Annotated in this window: 17 protein-coding genes; 13 read left to right on the plus strand and 4 right to left on the minus strand. The window is 70.1% G+C overall.

Annotated features, from left to right (window positions below; all coding sequences use genetic code 11):
• Positions 1 to 49: 49 nt before the first annotated feature.
• From ACFYQ5_RS06860 to mutM, 5 genes are all read left to right on the plus strand, one after another.
• Complete coding sequence (locus ACFYQ5_RS06860; protein WP_389194132.1) at positions 50 to 1,165, plus strand: cell division initiation protein; 1,116 nt, start codon at positions 50 to 52, stop codon at positions 1,163 to 1,165.
• A 195-nt stretch (positions 1,166 to 1,360) separates the two neighbouring features.
• Positions 1,361 to 1,975 carry a YceD family protein gene (locus ACFYQ5_RS06865; RefSeq protein WP_389194135.1) on the plus strand — a complete coding sequence of 205 codons (615 nt, stop codon included), beginning with the start codon at positions 1,361 to 1,363 and terminating at the stop codon, positions 1,973 to 1,975.
• A 2-nt stretch (positions 1,976 to 1,977) separates the two neighbouring features.
• Positions 1,978 to 2,151, plus strand: coding sequence for a 50S ribosomal protein L32 (gene rpmF / locus ACFYQ5_RS06870; RefSeq protein WP_003965982.1), 174 nt, complete (start codon positions 1,978 to 1,980; stop codon positions 2,149 to 2,151).
• Between the two features lie 19 nt (positions 2,152 to 2,170).
• On the plus strand, positions 2,171 to 2,995 hold the full coding sequence (gene rnc / locus ACFYQ5_RS06875; RefSeq protein WP_389194138.1) for a ribonuclease III: 825 nt from the start codon (positions 2,171 to 2,173) through the stop codon (positions 2,993 to 2,995).
• A 97-nt stretch (positions 2,996 to 3,092) separates the two neighbouring features.
• On the plus strand, positions 3,093 to 3,950 hold the full coding sequence (gene mutM, locus ACFYQ5_RS06880; protein WP_389194141.1) for a bifunctional DNA-formamidopyrimidine glycosylase/DNA-(apurinic or apyrimidinic site) lyase: 858 nt from the start codon (positions 3,093 to 3,095) through the stop codon (positions 3,948 to 3,950).
• 10 nt (positions 3,951 to 3,960) lie between these two features.
• Here mutM and ACFYQ5_RS06885 read toward each other — a convergent pair whose 3' ends face one another.
• Positions 3,961 to 4,365 (minus strand): winged helix-turn-helix transcriptional regulator, encoded by a 405-nt coding sequence (locus tag ACFYQ5_RS06885; RefSeq protein ID WP_389194143.1) that lies wholly within the window; start codon positions 4,363 to 4,365, stop codon positions 3,961 to 3,963.
• A gap of 78 nt (positions 4,366 to 4,443) precedes the next feature.
• The gene (locus tag ACFYQ5_RS06890; RefSeq protein ID WP_389194146.1) at positions 4,444 to 5,388 is read right to left on the minus strand and encodes a CAP domain-containing protein; all 945 of its coding nucleotides are present in this window, start codon (positions 5,386 to 5,388) and stop codon (positions 4,444 to 4,446) included.
• 155 nt (positions 5,389 to 5,543) lie between these two features.
• On the opposite strand from ACFYQ5_RS06890, the gene ACFYQ5_RS06895 reads away from it, so the two are divergent.
• The 4 genes from ACFYQ5_RS06895 (at position 5,544) to ACFYQ5_RS06910 (ending at position 12,149) form a co-directional block, all read left to right on the plus strand.
• Positions 5,544 to 5,825: an acylphosphatase gene (locus tag ACFYQ5_RS06895; RefSeq protein WP_359472900.1), complete on the plus strand. Its 282-nt coding sequence runs from the start codon at positions 5,544 to 5,546 to the stop codon at positions 5,823 to 5,825.
• A gap of 438 nt (positions 5,826 to 6,263) precedes the next feature.
• Positions 6,264 to 6,476, plus strand: coding sequence for a hypothetical protein (locus tag ACFYQ5_RS06900; RefSeq protein ID WP_033304037.1), 213 nt, complete (start codon positions 6,264 to 6,266; stop codon positions 6,474 to 6,476).
• 306 nt (positions 6,477 to 6,782) lie between these two features.
• Positions 6,783 to 10,478 carry an AAA family ATPase gene (locus ACFYQ5_RS06905; protein WP_389194149.1) on the plus strand — a complete coding sequence of 1,232 codons (3,696 nt, stop codon included), beginning with the start codon at positions 6,783 to 6,785 and terminating at the stop codon, positions 10,476 to 10,478.
• Between the two features lie 252 nt (positions 10,479 to 10,730).
• Entirely contained in the window at positions 10,731 to 12,149 is a 1,419-nt protein-coding gene (locus ACFYQ5_RS06910; protein WP_389194152.1) for a sugar porter family MFS transporter, read from the plus strand.
• 117 nt (positions 12,150 to 12,266) lie between these two features.
• Here the strand turns inward: ACFYQ5_RS06910 and ACFYQ5_RS06915 are convergent, their stop codons facing one another.
• A complete protein-coding gene (locus ACFYQ5_RS06915; protein ID WP_389194155.1) occupies positions 12,267 to 13,658 on the minus strand; it encodes a purine-cytosine permease family protein in 1,392 nt (463 codons plus the stop codon).
• A gap of 110 nt (positions 13,659 to 13,768) precedes the next feature.
• Between ACFYQ5_RS06915 and ftsY the strand changes: the two genes are divergently transcribed.
• Positions 13,769 to 14,974 (plus strand): signal recognition particle-docking protein FtsY, encoded by a 1,206-nt coding sequence (gene ftsY / locus ACFYQ5_RS06920; protein ID WP_389194157.1) that lies wholly within the window; start codon positions 13,769 to 13,771, stop codon positions 14,972 to 14,974.
• Positions 14,975 to 15,039: 65 nt separating this feature from the next.
• Here ftsY and ACFYQ5_RS06925 read toward each other — a convergent pair whose 3' ends face one another.
• Positions 15,040 to 15,687, minus strand: a complete 648-nt coding sequence (locus tag ACFYQ5_RS06925; protein ID WP_389194160.1) for a bifunctional DNA primase/polymerase — start codon at positions 15,685 to 15,687, stop codon at positions 15,040 to 15,042.
• A 430-nt stretch (positions 15,688 to 16,117) separates the two neighbouring features.
• On the opposite strand from ACFYQ5_RS06925, the gene ACFYQ5_RS06930 reads away from it, so the two are divergent.
• The 3 genes from ACFYQ5_RS06930 to ACFYQ5_RS06940 all read left to right on the plus strand — a co-directional run bounded on the left by ACFYQ5_RS06930 (position 16,118) and on the right by ACFYQ5_RS06940 (position 19,619).
• Positions 16,118 to 17,593 (plus strand): hypothetical protein, encoded by a 1,476-nt coding sequence (locus ACFYQ5_RS06930; protein WP_389194163.1) that lies wholly within the window; start codon positions 16,118 to 16,120, stop codon positions 17,591 to 17,593.
• Between the two features lie 338 nt (positions 17,594 to 17,931).
• Positions 17,932 to 19,284 (plus strand): ammonium transporter, encoded by a 1,353-nt coding sequence (locus tag ACFYQ5_RS06935; RefSeq protein ID WP_389194166.1) that lies wholly within the window; start codon positions 17,932 to 17,934, stop codon positions 19,282 to 19,284.
• On the plus strand, positions 19,281 to 19,619 hold the full coding sequence (locus ACFYQ5_RS06940) for a P-II family nitrogen regulator (RefSeq protein ID WP_014048583.1): 339 nt from the start codon (positions 19,281 to 19,283) through the stop codon (positions 19,617 to 19,619). The genes ACFYQ5_RS06935 and ACFYQ5_RS06940 overlap by 4 nt, the downstream gene beginning before the upstream one ends.
• The last annotated feature ends 9 nt before the right edge of the window (positions 19,620 to 19,628 follow it).

Consider the following 19,628-nt stretch of genomic DNA (forward strand, 5'->3'; position numbering starts at 1 on the left):
ACAGTCGTCCCGTCCGTCTCCAACAGCAGCAGAGAGTGGCGAGCACACGGTGGACGTGCAGAAGAAGCTCGACGAGATCGTCGAAACGGTCGGGAACGCCCGCTCCATGCCCATGTCGGCCTCCTGCGTGGTCAACCGGGCCGAACTGCTCGCGATGCTCGAGGAGGTGCGCGAGGCCCTGCCCAACTCGCTGGCCCACGCCGAAGAGCTCATCGGCGGTCGTGAACAGCTCGTCGAGCAGGCCAGGCAGGAGGCCGAGCGGATCATCGAGTCCGCCCGCGCGGAACGCGGCTCGCTGATCTCCGGCACCGAGATCGCCCAGCGTTCCCAGGCCGAGGCGGACCGTATCCTGTCCGAGGCCCGCAGGGAGGCCGACGAGGTGCGGGGCGAGGCCGACGAGTACGTCGACAGCAAGCTCGCCAACTTCGAGGTCGTCCTCACCAAGACCATCGGCTCCGTCGACCGTGGCCGGGAGAAGCTCCTGGGCCGCGGCGAACGTGCCGACGAGCAGGGCTACACGGACCCCGACTTCGCCGAGGCGCCGGAGCGCAGCGCCGACCCCGAGACGCTCCGCCGGCGTGCCGACGACTACGTGGACACCAAGCTCGGTGCCTTCGAGGCAGTCCTCGCCAAGACCCTGGAGGCCGTGGGCCGGGGTCGCCAGAAGCTGCACGGCCGGGTCGCCACCGACGACCTCGGCGTGCACATGGCCGCCCAGGACGCCGCGGGCGGCCACCAGCACACCAGCGACGAGGACCACTGGGCCGGCCTGGCCGAGATCGCCACCCCCGAGCCGCTCCGGAGCCCTCAGCAGCCCTCCTACCAGGAGCCGGCGCAGCCGGGCTACGCGCCGGTGGCGGACTACCAGGCCCCCGTGCAGAGCGGCTTCCCGGCGCAGACCCAGCCCGAGCCGCAGTACGCGCAGACGTACGGCTACCAGGACTCGCAGCAGCCCCAGGACGGCTACGGCTACCAGCAGCAGCCCGACCCGTACGCCGGATACCAGCAGCAGGCGTACGACCCGAACCAGCAGCAGGGGTACGGCTGGCCGCAGCAGGCCCAGGCCCCCGCGCAGCAGGGTGAGAGCGCGCTCGACGAGACCAGCCTCTTCGACACGAGCATGATCGACCTGGAACAGCTGCGCCGCTACGAGCAGGGCCGCTGACCGGAGCGGCCCGTACCGGATTGGGAGCTGGGCGGTACGTCCAGTATCCTGGCTCTTCGGTCGCGTGTATGTCCGCGATCCCGGCTGCCCTCTTCCCTTCCGGACAGGGGCGGCCCACCCGAAGCCGCACCACGCACATGATTTTCGAAAGCAGGAAAAGCCCTGAACGGCCACCTCGACCACCGAAACCCCCTCGTGTTCGATACGCGCGAGCTGGGTCGGCGTCCCGGTGCCATGAAGCGGCTGACCCGCTCGGTGGAAGCCCCTGGTACGCCGGTCCTCGGGATCGACGGGGTCATCGGTGTGCCGGAGAAGGCGCCCGTGGCGCTGGACCTCCGCCTCGAATCCGTCATGGACGGGGTGCTTGTCACAGGCACCGCCCGTGCGACGGCCGAGGGGGAGTGCGTAAGGTGTCTGGAGCCGCTGACCGTCAAGGTCGAAGCGGACTTCCAGGAGATGTTCTCGTACCCTGACGCCGATGACCGGAACCGCAGCAGGACCGCGGACCCGGTCGACGACGCCGAGGACGACGAGGACAGGTTCTTTCTCGAGGACGACTCGTTCGACCTCGAGCCTGTGCTGCGTGACGCGGTGGTGCTCGCACTGCCGCTGCAGCCGGTGTGCAAGGAGACCTGCGCCGGTCTGTGTTCCGAATGCGGAATCAGGCTGGACGAGAATCCGGATCACCACCACGATGCCGTCGACATCCGTTGGGCGGCACTGCAAGGACTCGCCGACACCGTTCAGGACGGCGAGAAGGACAACATGGGCGGCGCCGAACCTGGCGTCGACGAGAAGCAGGAGAAGTAGCCGTGGCTGTTCCGAAGCGGAAGATGTCGCGCAGCAACACGCGCCACCGCCGGTCGCAGTGGAAGGCTGCGGTCCCCACCCTGGTTTCGTGCGAGCGTTGCCAGGAGCCGAAGCTCCAGCACATTGCGTGCCCGAGCTGCGGCACCTACAACAAGCGCCAGGTCCTCGAGGTCTGAGCGGCTGGTGAGAGGCCCGATGTCTGAGTTGTCCAGCGCCAAGAAGCAGGCAGACAACGTCAACACAGCCTCGTCCCACACGCTTCTGGAAGGGCGGCTCGGGTATCACCTCGAGTCCGCCCTTCTGGTGCGTGCGCTGACCCACCGTTCGTACGCATACGAGAACGGCGGTCTGCCCACCAACGAGCGGCTCGAATTCCTCGGGGATTCGGTGCTCGGCCTGGTGGTCACGGACACGCTGTACCGCACCCACCCCGACCTGCCCGAAGGCCAGCTGGCCAAGTTGCGGGCCGCGGTGGTCAACTCGCGTGCACTTGCGGAAGTGGGCCGCGGCCTCGAACTCGGCTCCTTCATCCGGCTCGGCCGTGGTGAAGAGGGCACGGGTGGCCGGGACAAGGCTTCCATCCTCGCCGACACCCTTGAAGCGGTGCTCGGCGCCGTCTATCTCGACCAGGGCCTCAGCGCGGCCTCGGAGCTGGTCCACCGGCTCTTCGACCCGCTGATCGACAGGTCCTCCAACCTCGGAGCCGGCCTGGACTGGAAGACCAGTCTCCAGGAGCTCACCGCGAGCGAGAGCCTCGGAGTCCCCGAGTACCTCGTCACGGAGACCGGCCCCGATCACGAGAAGACCTTTACTGCTGCTGCTCGCGTCGGTGGTGTCTCGTACGGCACCGGCACCGGCCGTAGCAAGAAGGAAGCGGAGCAGCAGGCGGCGGAGTCCGCCTGGCGCGAGATCAGCGCCGCCGCGGAAGCACGGGAGGCCGCGGGCACGTCCGCGCCCGACGGAGGGGTCGCCGACGTCCCTGCCGACCCGTCGCCGCACTCGGACGCAGCTCCGGCCTGAACGATCCGGAAGCCCCTCGGTGCCTCGTCGGCACCGGGGGGCTTTCGCTGTCCCGTCACGTCCCCTGCCCCGCTGTGTCCCCGAAGGAGTACCCGCCGTGCCCGAACTGCCCGAGGTCGAAGTCGTGCGGCGGGGTCTGGAACGCTGGACCGCCGGGCGCACCGTCGAGGACGTCGAGGTCCTGCATCCGCGTGCGGTCCGCCGCCACCTCGCGGGCGGCGGCGACTTCGCGGCCCGGCTCCGTGGCCTGCGCTTCGGTACGGCGATGCGCCGCGGCAAGTACCTCTGGGTCCCCCTCGACGAGGCGGAGTCCTCACTCCTGGGCCACCTCGGGATGAGCGGTCAGCTGCTCGTGCAGCCCGAGTCCGCCGCCGACGAGAAGCACCTGCGGATCAGGATCCGTTTCGACGACGCACTCGGCACCGAGCTCCGCTTCGTCGACCAGCGCACCTTCGGCGGGCTGTCGCTGCACGAGAACACCCCTGACGGCCTGCCCGATGTCATCGCGCACATCGCGCGCGACCCCCTCGACCCGGCTTTCGACGACACCGCCTTCCACCTGGCGCTGCGCCTGCGCCGTACGACGGTCAAGCGGGCACTGCTCGACCAGTCCCTGATCAGCGGCGTCGGCAACATCTACGCCGACGAGGCTCTCTGGCGCAGCCGGCTGCACTACGAGCGGCCGACCGCGACCCTGACCCGCCCGAGGACGGCGGAGCTGCTCGGCCACGTCCGGGACGTGATGCGGGAGGCCCTCGACCAGGGCGGCACCAGCTTCGACAGCCTGTACGTCAATGTGAACGGGGAGTCCGGTTACTTCGACCGGTCGCTGGACGCGTACGGACGCGAGGACGAACCCTGTCACCGCTGCGGTACGCCGATGCGCCGACGGCCATGGATGAACCGCTCCAGCTACTTCTGCCCGCGCTGCCAGCGTCCGCCGCGGATCAGCTGAGGTCCCCCGCTCAGGCCTCGTGTGCCACGTCGTACCGGCTTCGGGCCTCCACGACCGCGGGCATCCGGCTCTCGACGAGCTGGATCAGGTCCATCAGCCGGCCCGCGACCTCACGGCCGAGCGCCGTCAGTTCGTAGTCGACGCGCGGCGGATTGGTCATCCGGGCCTCCCGGTTCACCAGCCCGTCGCGCTCCAGCGCGTGCAGTGTCTGGGAGAGCATCTTCTCGCTGACACCGTCGACCCTGCGGCGCAGCTCGTTGAAGCGGGCGCCGCTCTCGTACAGCGCGCCCAGGGTCAGACTGCCCCAGCGGCCGGTGACGTGTTCCAGGGTTCCGCGTGAGGGGCACTGCCGTGAGAACACGTCGAACGGCGACTGCTCGACGTCCCGTACGGACTCTGTTCCCGTCTCACCCATGCGTCCCAGCTTACGCCTGTGCAGCGCTCACTCCAGGTGAGCGCTGCACAGGCGTAAGGGTTCGGGACGGCAGAGGGATCAGAAGCCGAAGTCCTGCGTCCACCAGGGGCCGCCGGATCCGAGGTGGACTCCGACGCCGAGCGTCTTGTAATCGCAGTTGAGGATGTTTGCGCGGTGACCGTCGCTGTTCATCCAGGCGTCCATCACGGCCTGCGCGTCGGCCTGTCCACGGGCGATGTTCTCGCCGCCCAGACCCTGCACCCCGGCTGCGGCGGCACGGTCCCACGGGGTCGCCCCGTCGGGGTCGGTGTGGCCGAAGAAGTCGCGGGCGGCCATGTCCTCGCTGAAGTCCTGGGCGAGCGCGGTCAGCGAGGCGCTGGTGGTGACGGGGCTGCAGCCGACCTTCGCGCGCTCCTGGTTGACCAGGGCGAGTACGGCGGCCTGAGCGGTGGGGGCGGAGGGGCTCGTCGGGGCCGGAGTCTCCTGGCTCGGCGCGGCCGACGAGGGCTTCGGAGCGTCCGGGGTCTTGGTCGCAGGGCGGGACGACGTGCTCTTCTTCGGCACCGGGGCAGGTGCCTTCGTCCGCTCCGGTGTCCTCGTCGCCTTCTTCGAGGCAGTGGCGGACGGCTTCTCGCTCGTCTTCCCGCTCGGGGAGGCCGAGGGGGACTTCGAGGGGGCGGTGGAGCGGCCGGAACCCCGGTCGGCCTCGGCGGAGGCGGAGGCCGACGTGCGGCCGGTGGGCTCGGCGGAGGACTCGCCCTGGGTCAGCAGGTCGGGAGCGCCGCCCGCGCGGACCTGGTCGGCGGCCCCGCCATCGCTGACGCTGTAGCTGTCGCCGCCGGGCAGCAGACCGGAGGCGACGGCGACCGCTCCGACGGCCACGGCGGCGGACACGCCGAGAAGCCCGGCGCGCACGGGTATGCCGGATCGCTTCTTCCGGCGGGCGCCGCGGCGCCCGCCCTCCGCGTGTGCCGCGTGCTGCTCAGCGGCGGGGGCCGCGCCTGCGCGTCGATGCCGTCCCATGCGCTGTGCCTTCCTCGTGGTCCGGACGCCGTTCCGACGTCACCGTATGCAAGATCAAACTCACCCGTTCGGGTGAAGCTATTGCGAGGGGACCTTACGCCATGGCGGATTGGGGCGGTGTGCTCCTTGGCCAATTGGCCGGTTAGCGTTCGGGCATGAACGAAGACGCACGACTCGTCGTCTGGGTGCGCGGTCGAGTACAGCAAGTAGGTTTCCGCTGGTTCACCAGGGAAAATGCCTTGGAGATCGGAAACATCACCGGCTTCGCCCTCAATCTCGACGACGGCCGGGTACAAGTGGTGGCCGAAGGGCCGCGTGAGAATTGCCACCGCCTGCTCGACTGGCTCGGCTCCGCCGACACACCCGGCCGCGTGGATGGTGTCACTGAGATCTGGGACACGCCTCGCGGAGGATATGAGGGATTCGCGATCCGCTGACCCCGGTGGGGAGAAAGGGTCGGATCCATGGCGTGTACGTGGGTGCGGCGAGCGGTGGCAGGGAGGGCGGGGGAGAGCCCCGCACCCGAAATGACCTGCGAAAGAGGCCGGCGTATGGACATGGTTGCCAAGAAGCGCACGCCGTGCCAGGCTGCGGCATTGACGAAGATCTCCACGCCCTTCGGGACCCACGGAAGAGCCGCGCCCCATGATCGTCAGGCCGCGCGCCCCCGGGACACCCGCCCTGTCGGCGTGTGATCGTGTTGACCGTCAAACTTTTTGGTGAGACGCTGAAAACCCCGCGCACCTTAGCTGTTCGGCAGGGCTGGTGACAGCAGAACAGCAGTGAATACAGAGCACTGCCGAGCGCCGCGGGTGCGATTCCCTCACGACCCACACCGCATCCGGTCGGTCACTCAGTGTGGAGGACCATCAATCATGGCAAAGGCGCTTCTCGGTTACGTCGGCGGTTCCGACCCGCGACTCCTCGCCGAGATGCGACGGCTTCAGAAGCGCGTCCAGGACCTGGAATCCGAGCTCGTACGGATCCAGGACGAAAATGACGCGCTCAACGCCGCCGCTCAGCACCAGGAGTCGCTGCTCGACAGCATCGACATCGACGTACCCCAGGCGGAGCCCGCGCTGACCTGACCTCAAGGCCCTGCCGGGGCCGGTCGGGCCGCACGCCAGCCGCTCGGGACAACCATCGAAGTCTTCGTCACGGATCGTCGTCCGGAACACCGAGGATTGCTCGTGATCCGGTGCGTCGCGATCCGTTACGCAAGACTGTGTTCGGATGACTGCACAGCAGAACCGTGCAGGATTTACCAGGGACGCTTCGGCGTCCCTTCTTTCTTTCCCCCTGGACCGCCCCCGGCCTATCGCCCTTCGCTTACCGTCTGATGTGCCCTGCGCCTTCATCAGCGAAACCGAGAGTGAAAGGTAGAGTCCGGCGGCGTGCACCTCAAGGCTCTGACCCTCCGTGGTTTCAAATCGTTCGCCTCCGCCACGACCCTGCGGTTCGAACCGGGGATCACCTGTGTCGTCGGTCCCAACGGTTCGGGTAAATCCAATGTGGTGGACGCGCTCTCCTGGGTCATGGGCGAGCAGGGGGCCAAATCCCTGCGCGGCGGCAAGATGGAAGACGTGATCTTCGCCGGTACGACGGGAAGGCCGCCGCTGGGCCGTGCGGAAGTGTCGCTGACCATCGACAATTCCGATGGGGCGCTGCCCATCGAGTACGCCGAAGTCACGATCACCCGGATCATGTTCCGCAACGGCGGCAGCGAATACCAGATCAATGGCGACACCTGCCGGCTGCTCGACATCCAGGAACTCCTCTCGGACTCCGGAATCGGCCGCGAGATGCATGTCATCGTCGGCCAGGGCCGCCTGGACTCGGTCCTGCACGCCGACCCCACGGGGCGCCGCGCTTTCATCGAAGAGGCCGCGGGTGTGCTCAAGCACCGTAAGCGCAAGGAGAAGGCGCTGCGGAAGCTGGAGGCGATGGGTGCCAACCTCGCCCGTGTCCAGGACCTCACCGACGAACTGCGGCGCCAGCTCAAACCGCTGGGCCGGCAGGCCGCCGTGGCCCGCCGGGCCGCTGTCATCCAGGCCGACCTGCGGGACGCCCGGCTGCGGCTCCTCGCCGACGACCTGGTGCGGCTGCGGGAGGCGCTGCGCGGCGAGATCGCCGACGAGGCCGCCCTCAAGCGGCGCAGGGAAGGGGCGGAGGCCGAGCTGAAGGCGGCACTCGCCCGTGAGGCGGACCTGGAGGACGAGGTACGCCGGCTGGCGCCGCGGCTGCAACGGGCCCAGCAGACCTGGTACGAACTCTCGCAGCTGGCCGAGCGCGTGCGGGGCACGATCTCGCTCGCCGACGCCCGGGTGAAGAGCGCCACCGCCGCTCCGGAGGAGGAACGGCGCGGGCGGGACCCGGAGGACATGGAGCGTGAGGCCGCCCGGATCCGTGAGCAGGAGGCGGAACTGGAGGCGGCACTCGAAGCGGCGGAGCACGCCCTGGAGGACACGACCGCGCACCGGGCCGAGCTGGAGCGGGAGTTGGCCTCCGAGGAGCGCAGACTCCGGGACGCGGCCCGGGCCATCGCCGACCGGCGTGAAGGCCTCGCCCGGCTCAACGGGCAGGTCAACGCCGCCCGCAGCCGGGCTGGTTCGGCGCAGGCAGAGATCGACCGACTGGCCGCGTCGCGCGACGAGGCGCAGGAGCGCGCGGTCGCGGCCCAGGAGGAGTACGAGCAGCTCAGGGCCGAGGTCGAGGGCCTGGACGCGGGCGACGCGGAGCTGGCGGAGCAGCACGAGGCCGCCGGACAGGAGCTCGCCGGGGCGGAGGCTGAGCTGAGCGCGGCGCGTGAGGCGCTCACCGTGGCGGAACGCAGCCGCGCGGCGGTGTCCGCCCGGCACGAGGCACTGTCGCTGGGGCTGCGGCGCAAGGACGGCACCGGGATGCTGCTCGGGGCGGGGGACCGGCTCGCCGGACTGCTCGGGCCGGTCGCGGAGCTGATCACGGTGGCCCCGGGGCACGAGGTCGCGGTGGCCGCCGCGCTGGGCGCGGCCGCCGACGCCGTCGCTGTGACCGATCCAGCCACGGCGGCGGACGCGATCCGTCTGCTGCGCAAGCAGGACGCGGGGCGTGCGGCGCTGGTGCCGGGGGGCGCACGGGCCGGGCAGGTCCCCGCGCAGGGCCAGGCCACGGAACAGCTGCCGGAACCCGTCGGCGCCGCTGCCGGCCAGGTCCCGGGGCAGGCGACCGGGACGGAACACGGTCCCACGGCCGTCACGGTCACCGGCACCTCCGGTGCGGGTCCCGCAGCCGCCGGCACCGGGGCGTGCGCCGCGCCCGCCGTCGCCGGCCTGCTCCAGGGGCCCGCCGAACTGATGGCGGCCGTACGGCGGCTGGTGCGCGACATGGTCGTCGTCGGCACCCTGGAGGACGCCGAGGAACTGGTCGCCGCCCACCCCGGGCTGACCGCCGTCACCGCCGAGGGCGACGTGCTGGGCGCCCACTTCGCGTACGGCGGATCCGCCGGGGCGCCCAGTCTGCTGGAGGTCCAGGCCTCCGTCGACGAGGCCGCCGCCGAACTGGCCGAGCTCGCCGTCCGCTGCGAGGAACTCGCCTCGGCCCAGCGCGCCGCGGCCGCGCGGCGCGGCGACGGCGCCGCCCGGGTGGAGGCGCTGGGGGAGCGCCGCCGGGCCGCGGAGCGGGAGAAGTCCGGGGTGGCGCAGCAACTCGGCCGGCTGGCCGGGCAGGCCCGTGGCGCAGCCGGGGAGGCCGAGCGGATGACCGCTGCCGCCGCCCGGGCGCAGGAGGCGCTGGAGCGGGCCACAGAGGAGGCCGAGGAACTGGCGGAACGGCTGCTGGTCGCCGAGGAGACCGCGGTCGAGGAGGAGCCCGACACCTCCGTGCGGGACCGGCTCGCCGCCGACGGCGCCAACGCGCGCCAGACCGAGATGGAGGCCCGCCTCCAGGCCCGTACCCACGAGGAACGGGTGAAGGCGCTCGCCGGACGGGCCGACGCCCTCGACCGTGGGGCCCGGGCCGAACGCGAGGCGCGTACCCGGGCCGAGCAGCGCCGTGCCCGGCTGCGCCACGAGGCCGCCGTGGCCACCGCCGTGGCCTCGGGCGCCCGGCAGCTGCTCGCCCACGTCGAGGTCTCGGTCGTACGGGCGGACGAGGAACGCACCAGGGCCGAGGCCGCGAAGGCCGGGCGCGAGCGGGATCTGACGGCCGAACGCGGCCGCGGCCGTGACCTCAAGAGCGAGCTCGACCGGCTCACGGACTCGGTGCACCGGGGTGAGGTGCTCGGGGCCGAGAAGCGGCTGCGCATGGAGCAGGTGGAGGCGAAGGCGCTGGAGGAGTTCGGCGTCGAGCCGTCCGGCCTGGCCGCCGAGTACGGACCGGAACAGCTGGTGCCGCCGTCTCCCGCGGCGGAGGGCGAGGAGCTCCCGGCGGATGCGGAGCATCCGCGCAACCAGCCGAAGCCGTTCGTCAGGGCCGAGCAGGAGAAGCGGCTGAAGGCGGCCGAACGGGCCTATCAGCAACTCGGGAAGGTGAATCCTCTCGCCCTGGAGGAGTTCTCGGCGCTGGAGGAACGGCACAAGTTCCTCTCCGAGCAGCTCGAAGACCTGAAGAAGACCCGGGCCGATCTGATGCAGGTGATCAAGGAGGTCGACGAGCGGGTCGAGCAGGTGTTCACGGAGGCCTTCCGGGACACCGCGCGCGAGTTCGAGGGCGTCTTCTCCCGGCTCTTCCCGGGCGGCGAAGGCCGTCTCGTCCTCACCGACCCGGACAACATGCTGACGACCGGTCTCGATGTCGAGGCACGCCCGCCGGGGAAGAAGGTGAAGCGGCTCTCGCTGCTGTCCGGCGGCGAGCGATCCCTTACGGCCGTTGCCCTGCTGGTCGCCATCTTCAAGGCCCGGCCGAGTCCGTTCTACGTCATGGACGAGGTCGAGGCGGCGCTCGACGACACCAATCTGCAGCGTCTGATCCGGATCATGGAAGAGCTCCAGGAGAGCTCCCAGCTCATCGTGATCACGCACCAGAAGCGGACCATGGAGGTCGCCGACGCGCTGTACGGCGTCTCGATGCAGGGTGACGGGGTCTCCAAGGTGATCAGCCAGCGGCTCCGCTGACCTTCCGGTCACCGATTGACGGGCAGTCACACGCTCTTTACCTAATCTTCAAGACTTCAACGCACCTTTTGGGTGCTCATGGGTACTTGTGAGGAGCATCTTGAGGTGAGCTCGAGTCTTGACTTCGAAACTTGAACGAATAACCTCGGCAATGTTGTTTTTACCTTCAAGTGGTGGTCGGCTGGAAGTTGTGCGCCACTGGGAGGGCTCACCCCCCACGCCTGACGTCGCGGCCAGGTACCAGGAGTTCATGTGACCAGCACAGCGCGCGGACCGGAGTCCGGAGCCCGGGAGGCCCACCCGGACCATCTCGGCCATGTCATCTTCATCACCGCAGCCGCAGCGATGGGCGGCTTCCTCTTCGGCTACGACAGCTCCGTGATCAACGGCGCCGTCGAGGCCATCCGGGACCGCTACGACATCGGGTCGGGGACGCTCGCACAGGTCATCGCCATCGCTCTGATCGGCTGTGCCATCGGTGCGGCCACGGCGGGACGTATCGCCGACAGGATCGGCCGTATCCGCTGCATGCAGATCGCCTCGGTGCTCTTCACCATCAGCGCCGTCGGATCCGCGCTGCCGTTCGCCCTCTGGGACCTCGCCATGTGGCGGATCATCGGCGGCTTCGCGATCGGCATGGCCTCGGTCATCGGCCCGGCCTACATCGCCGAGGTCTCGCCGCCCGCCTACCGGGGCCGGCTCGGCTCCTTCCAGCAGGCCGCCATCGTCATCGGCATCGCCATCTCGCAGCTGGTCAACTACGGCATCCTGCAGCTCGCCGACGGCGACCAGCGCGGCGAGATCGGTGGCTTCGAGGCCTGGCAGTGGATGCTCGGTGTGATGGTCGTCCCGGCGATCCTGTACGGGCTGCTGTCCTTCGCGATCCCCGAGTCGCCGCGCTTCCTGATCTCCGTCGGCAAGAAGGACCGGGCCCGGAAGATCCTCGAAGAGGTCGAGGGCAAGAACGTCGACCTCGACGCGCGCGTGGGCGAGATCGAGACGGCCATGCGCCGTGAGCACAAGTCGAAGTTCAGCGACCTGCTCGGGAGCCGCTTCGGCTTCCTCCCGATCGTCTGGGTCGGTATCGGCCTGTCGGTCTTCCAGCAGCTCGTCGGCATCAACGTGGCGTTCTACTACTCGGCGACGCTGTGGCAGTCCGTCGGCATCGACCCGACCGACTCGTTCTTCTACTCGTTCACCACGTCGATCATCAACATCATCGGCACCGTGATCGCCATGGTCCTGGTGGACCGGGTGGGCCGCAGGCCGCTCGCGCTCATCGGATCCGCCGGTATGGCCGTCGCCCTGGCGTTCGAGGCCTGGGCCTTCTCCGCGGACCTGGTCGACGGCAAGCTGCCCAGCACCCAAGGTGTCGTGGCCCTGGTCGCGGCCCATGTCTTCGTACTCTTCTTCGCCCTGTCGTGGGGTGTGGTGGTCTGGGTCTTCCTCGGCGAGATGTTCCCGAACCGGATCCGTGCCGCCGCGCTCGGTGTCGCCGCCTCCGCGCAGTGGATCGCGAACTGGGCGATCACCGCCAGCTTCCCGAGCCTGGCCGACTGGAACCTGTCGGGCACCTACATCATCTACGCCTGCTTCGCCGTGCTCTCGATCCCCTTCGTGCTCAAGTTCGTGAAGGAGACCAAGGGCAAGGCGCTGGAGGAGATGGGCTAATCCCCGCTGCCCCTCTCCTCGACCCGCTGCCCCGGTCCGGCCCATGCCGGCCCGGGGCAGCGTCCCGTCGTGCCGCCCGCCCGCCCGTCCGTCCGCCGCCCGTCCGCCGACAGGGCGTCAGAACCGGGCCGGTGCGCTGTCCCGGCCGGCAGCCGGGCGCGGCAGCACCGCGTACATCCCCGCCGCGACCAGGACCGTGACGGCCCAGCCCAGCCCGTGACGCCCGATCCAGCTGTCGGCGAGCGGGCCGGTGAACCACCCGACGTCGGTGCACAGCAGCCCCGCCACGAGTGCTGCACCCCAGGCGCCCATCGCCTGCCGGCTGAACCCGGCGGCGTACCAGTAGCCGCTGCCGGGCGTGGTGTCCATGAGAGCCGCGGAGTCGTACGTACGGCCGAGCAGCAGATCGACGCCGAAGACCCCGATCCAGGCGGAGAAAGTCACGCCGAGCAGGGTCAGGAACGAGAGGAAGGTGTCGATGAAACTCGTCGCCACCATCATCAGCGTTCCGCCGAACAGCAGGCTGATCGCCGCGTTCACCCCCACGGCCCAGGCGCGGGGGACCGCGAATCCGAGCGTCTGCGCGGTGAAGCCGGCGGAGTACATCGACATCGCGTTGATCAGCGCCATGCCGACGACGGCCGTCAGGAGGTACGGCACCGAGATCCACCTCGGCAGCAGCTCGCCGATGAACGCCACGGGATCCTTCGTGACCGCCAGGCGCGGCGAGCTCACGGCCATCACCGCACCCATCATCACCATCGGCAGAACCGTGACCAGGGCCCCGCCCACGGTCGCGCCGACCATCGCCCGGCCGGACGCCGAGCGCGGCAGGTAACGGGCGAAGTCCGGCGCCGAGGGAACCCAGCTGATGCCCCCGGCGGCCAGCGTCCCGATCCCCGCGATCATCATCGCCGCCGGACCCGGTGGCCGGTCCAGGACGGTCCGCCACGGGGTCGAACCGATCAGATCGACCAGGACGAGGAGACTCGCGCCGCCGAAGAGCCAGACGGAGACCCGGGAGCACATCCGCAGGGCCCGGATTCCGAGTCCGGACACGAGGAAGCTCGCGGTGACGAAGGCCGTCAGAGTCACCAGGGTCAGCGTGTGGGTACTCCGTACGCCGAACAGCAGGGCGAGCACCGCCAGCATGGCGTAGGAGCCGGTGACCGCGTTCACGGTCTCCCAGCCCCAGCGGGCCACCCACAGCAGGGCGCCGGGGAAGAGATTGCCGCGCTGTCCGAAAACCGCCCTGGACAGGGCCATCCCGGGCGCGCCGCCCTGCTTGCCCGCGATCGACACGAGGCCGACCAGCCCGAACGAGAGCACGGGGGCCGTGACCGCCACGGCCAGCACCTGCCAGAAATTCAGCCCGTTGAAGACGGTGAGCCCTGCTCCCACGGTCAGCAGCAGCACGGTCATGTTGGCCGTCACCCAGGTGGGGAGGAGGGCGCGGACCCGGCCGGTGCGCTCGTCGTCGGGGACGGGGTCCAAGCCGCGGTTCTCCACGGGCAGAAGCGTACCTTTATCCCCAAACGTGGCATACCACTTCCACGGTCGGCGCCCGTCGTCCTCCGCAACCGCGCCGGATCACGGTCGTGGCCGATACTGGACGCGTTATGGAAATCGTCATCCTTGCTGTAGTCATCGCCCTGGTCGCGGTCGGCCTGATCAGCGGGCTCGTGGTCAGCAGCCGCAAGAAGAAGCAGCTGCCGCCCTCGGCGCCGTCGAGCACGCCGACCATCACTCCTCCCGCCGAGCCCCGTGTCGGCGAGGAAGCCGAGACGCCGCGCGACGAAGCGCGGCGCCCCATCGAGGAGGTCGGTCTTCCCGGCGCCGGGACTCCCGTCGAGGAGACCCCGGTCGTCATCGAGCCGGAAGTCCCCGAGCTCGAAGTCCCCGAACCCACCGCCGGCCGTCTGGTGCGGCTCCGCGCCCGGCTCGCCCGTTCGCAGAACTCCCTGGGCAAGGGGCTCCTCACGCTCCTGTCCCGCGACAACCTCGACGAGGACACCTGGGAGGAGATCGAGGACACCCTCCTCACCGCCGATGTCGGTGTCGCCCCCACGCAGGAGCTGGTGGAGCGGCTCCGCGAGCGGGTCCGCGTCCTCGGGACCCGTACGCCCGACGAGCTGCGCACCCTGCTGCGCGAGGAGCTCGTCACCCTGCTCGGCCCCGACCTCGACCGTGCGGTGAAGACGGAGGGCGGCGACGCCACGCCCGGCGTCGTGATGGTCGTCGGGGTCAACGGCACCGGCAAGACGACCACGACGGGCAAGCTGGCCCGGGTGCTCGTCGCCGACGGCCGCAGCGTCGTGCTCGGCGCCGCCGACACCTTCCGTGCCGCCGCCGCCGACCAGCTCCAGACCTGGGGCGAGCGCGTCGGTGCCCGGACGGTGCGCGGCCCCGAGGGCGGCGACCCGGCGTCGATCGCCTTCGACGCGGTGAAGGAAGGCATCGCCGAGGGCGCCGACGTGGTGCTCATCGACACCGCGGGCCGCCTGCACACCAAGACCGGCCTGATGGACGAGCTCGGCAAGGTCAAGCGGGTCGTCGAGAAGCACGGGCCGCTCGACGAGATCCTGCTCGTCCTCGACGCCACGACCGGGCAGAACGGCCTCGTCCAGGCGCGCGTCTTCGCCGAGGTGGTCGACATCACCGGCATCGTCCTCACCAAGCTCGACGGCACCGCCAAGGGCGGCATCGTCATCGCCGTCCAGCGCGAGCTGGGCGTCCCGGTGAAGCTCATCGGGCTCGGTGAGGGCCCGGACGACCTGGCACCGTTCGAGCCGGGTGCCTTCGTCGACGCGCTGATCGGCGACTGACCGGCGTACCCCCGCGGACGTGTGAAGGGCGGTGGACCCGAGAGGGGTTCACCGCCCTTCGGCGTTCAGCAGCGGTGGCATGTATAGGCGAGGGTGCCCAGCAGCAGCCGGGCCTGCGGGGGAGCGGCGGCGGTGTCCGGAACCGGCGGACGCAGCCAGCGGACCGGGCCGAGGCCACCGAGGTCCGACGGGGGAGCGGTGACGTACGCGCCGCGGCCGAGGGCCCGCAGATCAAGGTCCGCGTCGTCCCACCCCATGCGGTAGAGCAGCCCGGGCAGTCCCGCCGCGGCCCCGGGGGCGACGAAGAACTGCGTCCGGCCGGCCGGCGTCACCGCCACCGGTCCCAGCGGCAGCCCCATCCGCTCCATACGCACCAGCGCGCGTCGGCCGGCTGCCTCGGCGACATCGAGTACGTCGAAGGTCCGGCCCACGGGAAGCAGCAGTGAGGCGCCCGGTACCTCGGCCCAGGCGTCCGCGGCCATGCCGAGCGTGGCGCCCGGTGGCACCTCGCGGGCGAAGTCCAGTGGATGCGCGCCGGGGGCCGCGCACGCGGTGTCGCCGCACGAGCAGGCACCTGCCGCGGCGCGTGCGCCCGGAGCCACTGCCCAGCCCCAGAGTCCTGTGTACTCGGCCACCTCGGTCGCCCCGGCCGCACGGCGGTGGCGCCGCGTGCCGGACCGCATCTCCCGGATGCCGCCGATCGTGAAGCCCATGTGCCCTCCAACGGGTGCGACTCACCGGTGGTTACGACCCGGAGTCCTCGGCTCTCCGGCGGACTCCGTGCGCCGCCGATCCGCCGGCGCACGGGATGGCGTCGCAGGCGTGCGCGATGTCGATTCCGCGCCCCTGAATGCTTCACTCCGCTCGCTGCCGGTCACGGCCTGTCAAGTGAAGCGCGGACCGCGTCGAACGGGTTCACTCGAAGGGGTGGCGAATGGTGGCGTTTCCGCAAAGCCCCTCGCCGGAGCAGTGATCGTAGGATTACTGTGGGTACTCGAACCTGCAATTGCATCTGCAGTTGAGTATGCCTCGGGCAACCCGCTGATCCGTTTGATGGTGGGCAACGTCAGTACGGACGGCACAGGGGCACGGCATTCTGATAGAGGTTCGCGCGACAGGTGTCGGCGGGATGGGGGCGTTCCAGTGAGTGGCAGTGGCGCAGGCGAGACGAATGCCGGAAAGCGCCCCAACGGGCAACTGGGATCGTGGTTCGTGCGCAGCGGCTGGTCGAAGGGCGAGCTCGCCCGCCAGGTGAACCGGCGGGCACGCCAGCTGGGCGCCCACCACATCAGCACCGACACCTCCCGGGTCCGCCGCTGGCTCGACGGCGAACAGCCCCGCGAACCGATTCCGCGCATCCTGTCCGAGCTCTTCTCCGAGCGCTTCGGCGCCGTCGTCTCCGTCGAGGACCTCGGACTGCGCACCGCCCACCAGGCGCCCTCGGTGTCAGGGGTCGACCTGCCCTGGGCGGGACCGCAGACCGTCGCGCTGCTCAGCGAGTTCTCCCGCAGCGACCTCATGCTGGCCCGGCGCGGTTTCCTCGGCAGCTCCCTCGCCCTGGCCGCCGGCCCCACCCTCATCGAGCCCATGCAGCGCTGGCTGGTGCCCGTCCCCCGTTCGGGGGAGCCGGAGCAGGAGCTGCCGACCGCGGAGAGCCGGCCCTCGCGCCTCTCGGGTCCCGAGCTGGACCTCCTGGAATCCACCACGGCGATGTTCCGTCAGTGGGACGCCCAGTGCGGCGGAGGGCTGCGCCGCAAGGCCGTCGTCGGCCAGCTCCACGAGGTCACCGATCTGCTCCAGGAGCCGCAGCCGGGGGCCACCGCCAAGCGCCTGTTCCGCTGCGCGGCCGAGCTGGCCGAGCTCGCGGGCTGGATGAGCTACGACGTGGGCCTCCAGCCCACCGCCCAGAAGTACTTCGTGCTCGCGCTGCACGCCTCCAAGGAGGCCGGCGACAAGCCGCTGGGTTCGTACATCCTCTCCAGCATGAGCCGCCAGATGATCCACCTCGGCCGGCCCGACGACGCGCTCGAACTCATCCATCTCGCCCAGTACGGCAGCCGCGACTGCGCCACCGCGCGGACCCAGGCCATGCTGTATGCGATGGAGGCGCGCGCCTACGCCACCATGGGCCAGCCGAGCAGGTGCAAGCGAGCGGTCCGGATGGCCGAGGACACCTTCGCCGACGCCGTCCTCGACGACGAGCCCGAGCCCGACTGGATCCGCTTCTTCTCCGAGGCCGAACTGCACGGCGAGAACGCCCACTCCTACCGCGACCTGGCCTATGTCGCCGGCCGCAGCCCCACCTACGCCTCGCTCGCCGAGCCCGTCATGGCCCGTGCCGTCGAGCTCTTCGGCGAGGACGACGAGCACCAGAGGTCCTACGCGCTCAATCTGATCGGCATGGCCACCGTGCATCTCCTCAAGCGCGAGCCGGAGAAGTCGACCGTCCCCGCCACCAGGGCCCTGAGGGTCGCCAAGAAGGTCAGGTCGGAGCGCGTCAACACCAGGCTCCGCAAGACCGTCGACACCGCTGCCAGGGACTTCGAGGACGTTCCCGAGGTCGCCCGGCTCACCGACCTGCTCACCGAGCAGCTCCCGGAGACCGCCGAAGCGGTCTGACCGGGCCCACCGCCACCGGCCGCGACGGCCGCCCCGTACCACCCGACTCGGCTCCCCCATCGCCAGGTCAGCGGGTCGCCGTCGTGGCCGGTTCACGTTTCCGGGCGTTCCAACCGCACCGTATGCGGCGCAGGCAGCATGGTAGGCAGCACACCGGGTCCGACACCCCCGGTTCATCGGTACGTAACACGTGGGGCTCCTTCGTCACTGCGGTGAAACACCGTGCGGCATCCGTGGAAACCGTGCTGCGCGAATCTCATGGCGCATAACCGGCCCGCACCTTTTCACCGTGGTCCCGCACCCCCGCACGTGGCCGCACCGACGACGAGGAGACGCCGATGCCCCCAGGCATCACGACGCTTGCCGCAGACGCCCCGGAGCTGTCTGCCGCCAACACAGGGTTCATGCTCATCTGCTCCGCGATGGTGATGCTCATGACCCCGGGTCTGGCCTTCTTCTACGGAGGCATGGTCCGCGTCAAGAGCACCCTGAACATGCTGATGATGAGCTTCATCAGCCTCGGGATCGTCACGGTCCTGTGGGTGCTCTACGGATTCAGCCTCGCCTTCGGTACCGACGTCGGCTCCGTCATCGGCTGGAGCTCGGACTTCGTCGGCCTCAGCGGGATCGGTGTCACCGAGCTCTGGGACGGCTACACCATCCCGGTATACGTCTTCGCCGTCTTCCAGCTGATGTTCGCCGTGCTCACCCCCGCCCTCATCAGCGGCGCCCTCGCCGACCGCGTCAAGTTCACCTCCTGGGCCCTGTTCATCACCCTGTGGGTCACCGTCGTCTACTTCCCGGTCGCGCACTGGGTCTGGGGAGCCGGCGGCTGGCTCTTCGAGCTGGGCGTGATCGACTTCGCCGGTGGCACGGCCGTCCACATCAACGCCGGTGCGGCGGCCCTCGGCGTGATCCTCGTCATCGGTAAGCGGGTCGGCTTCAAGAAGGACCCGATGCGGCCGCACAGCCTGCCGCTCGTCATGCTCGGTGCCGCCCTCCTGTGGTTCGGCTGGTTCGGCTTCAACGCCGGCTCGTGGCTCGGCAACGACGACGGTGTCGGTGCCGTCATGTTCGTCAACACGCAGGTCGCCACCGGTGCGGCGGTCCTCGGCTGGCTCGCCTACGAGAAGATCCGCCACGGCTCCTTCACCACCCTGGGTGCGGCCTCCGGCGCCGTCGCGGGCCTCGTCGCGATCACCCCCGCGGGCGGTGCGGTCAGCCCGCTCGGCGCCATCGCGATCGGGATCATCTCCGGTGTCCTGTGCGCCATGGCCGTCGGCCTCAAGTACAAGTTCGGTTACGACGACTCCCTGGACGTCGTCGGCGTCCACCTCGTCGGCGGCATCCTCGGCTCCCTCCTCGTCGGCTTCTTCGCCACCGGCGGAGTGCAGTCCGACGCCAAGGGCCTCTTCTACGGCGGCGGGCTCGACCAGCTCGGCAAGCAGGCCGTCGGTGTCTTCGGGGTCCTCGCGTACTCCCTGGTCGTCTCCGCTGTCCTGGCGTTCATCCTGGACAGGACGATCGGGATGCGGGTCAGTGAGGACGACGAGATCTCCGGCATCGACCAGGTCGAGCACGCCGAGACGGCGTACGACTACAGCGGCGCCGGCGGCGGCGCGGCCCCGCGCACCTCGCCTCCCGCCCCCGGCGGCACGGCAGCCCCGACGAACAAGAAGGTGGACGCATGAAGCTCATCACCGCAGTCGTGAAGCCGCACAGGCTGGACGAGATCAAGGAGGCCCTCCAGGCCTTCGGCGTCCAGGGCCTCACGGTCACGGAAGCCAGCGGGTACGGGCGGCAGCGCGGACACACCGAGGTCTACCGGGGCGCCGAGTACACCGTCGACCTCGTACCGAAGATCCGTATCGAGGTCCTCGTCGAGGACGAGGACGCCGAACAGCTCATCGACGTGGTCGTCAAGGCCGCCCGGACGGGCAAGATCGGTGACGGCAAGGTCTGGAGCGTCCCGGTCGAGACCGCGATCCGCGTAAGGACCGGGGAACGCGGCCCGGACGCACTCTGACCGACGGTT

Origin of the sequence: Streptomyces sp. NPDC005794 (assembly GCF_042871445.1) — a bacterium.
GTDB lineage: Bacteria > Actinomycetota > Actinomycetes > Streptomycetales > Streptomycetaceae > Streptomyces.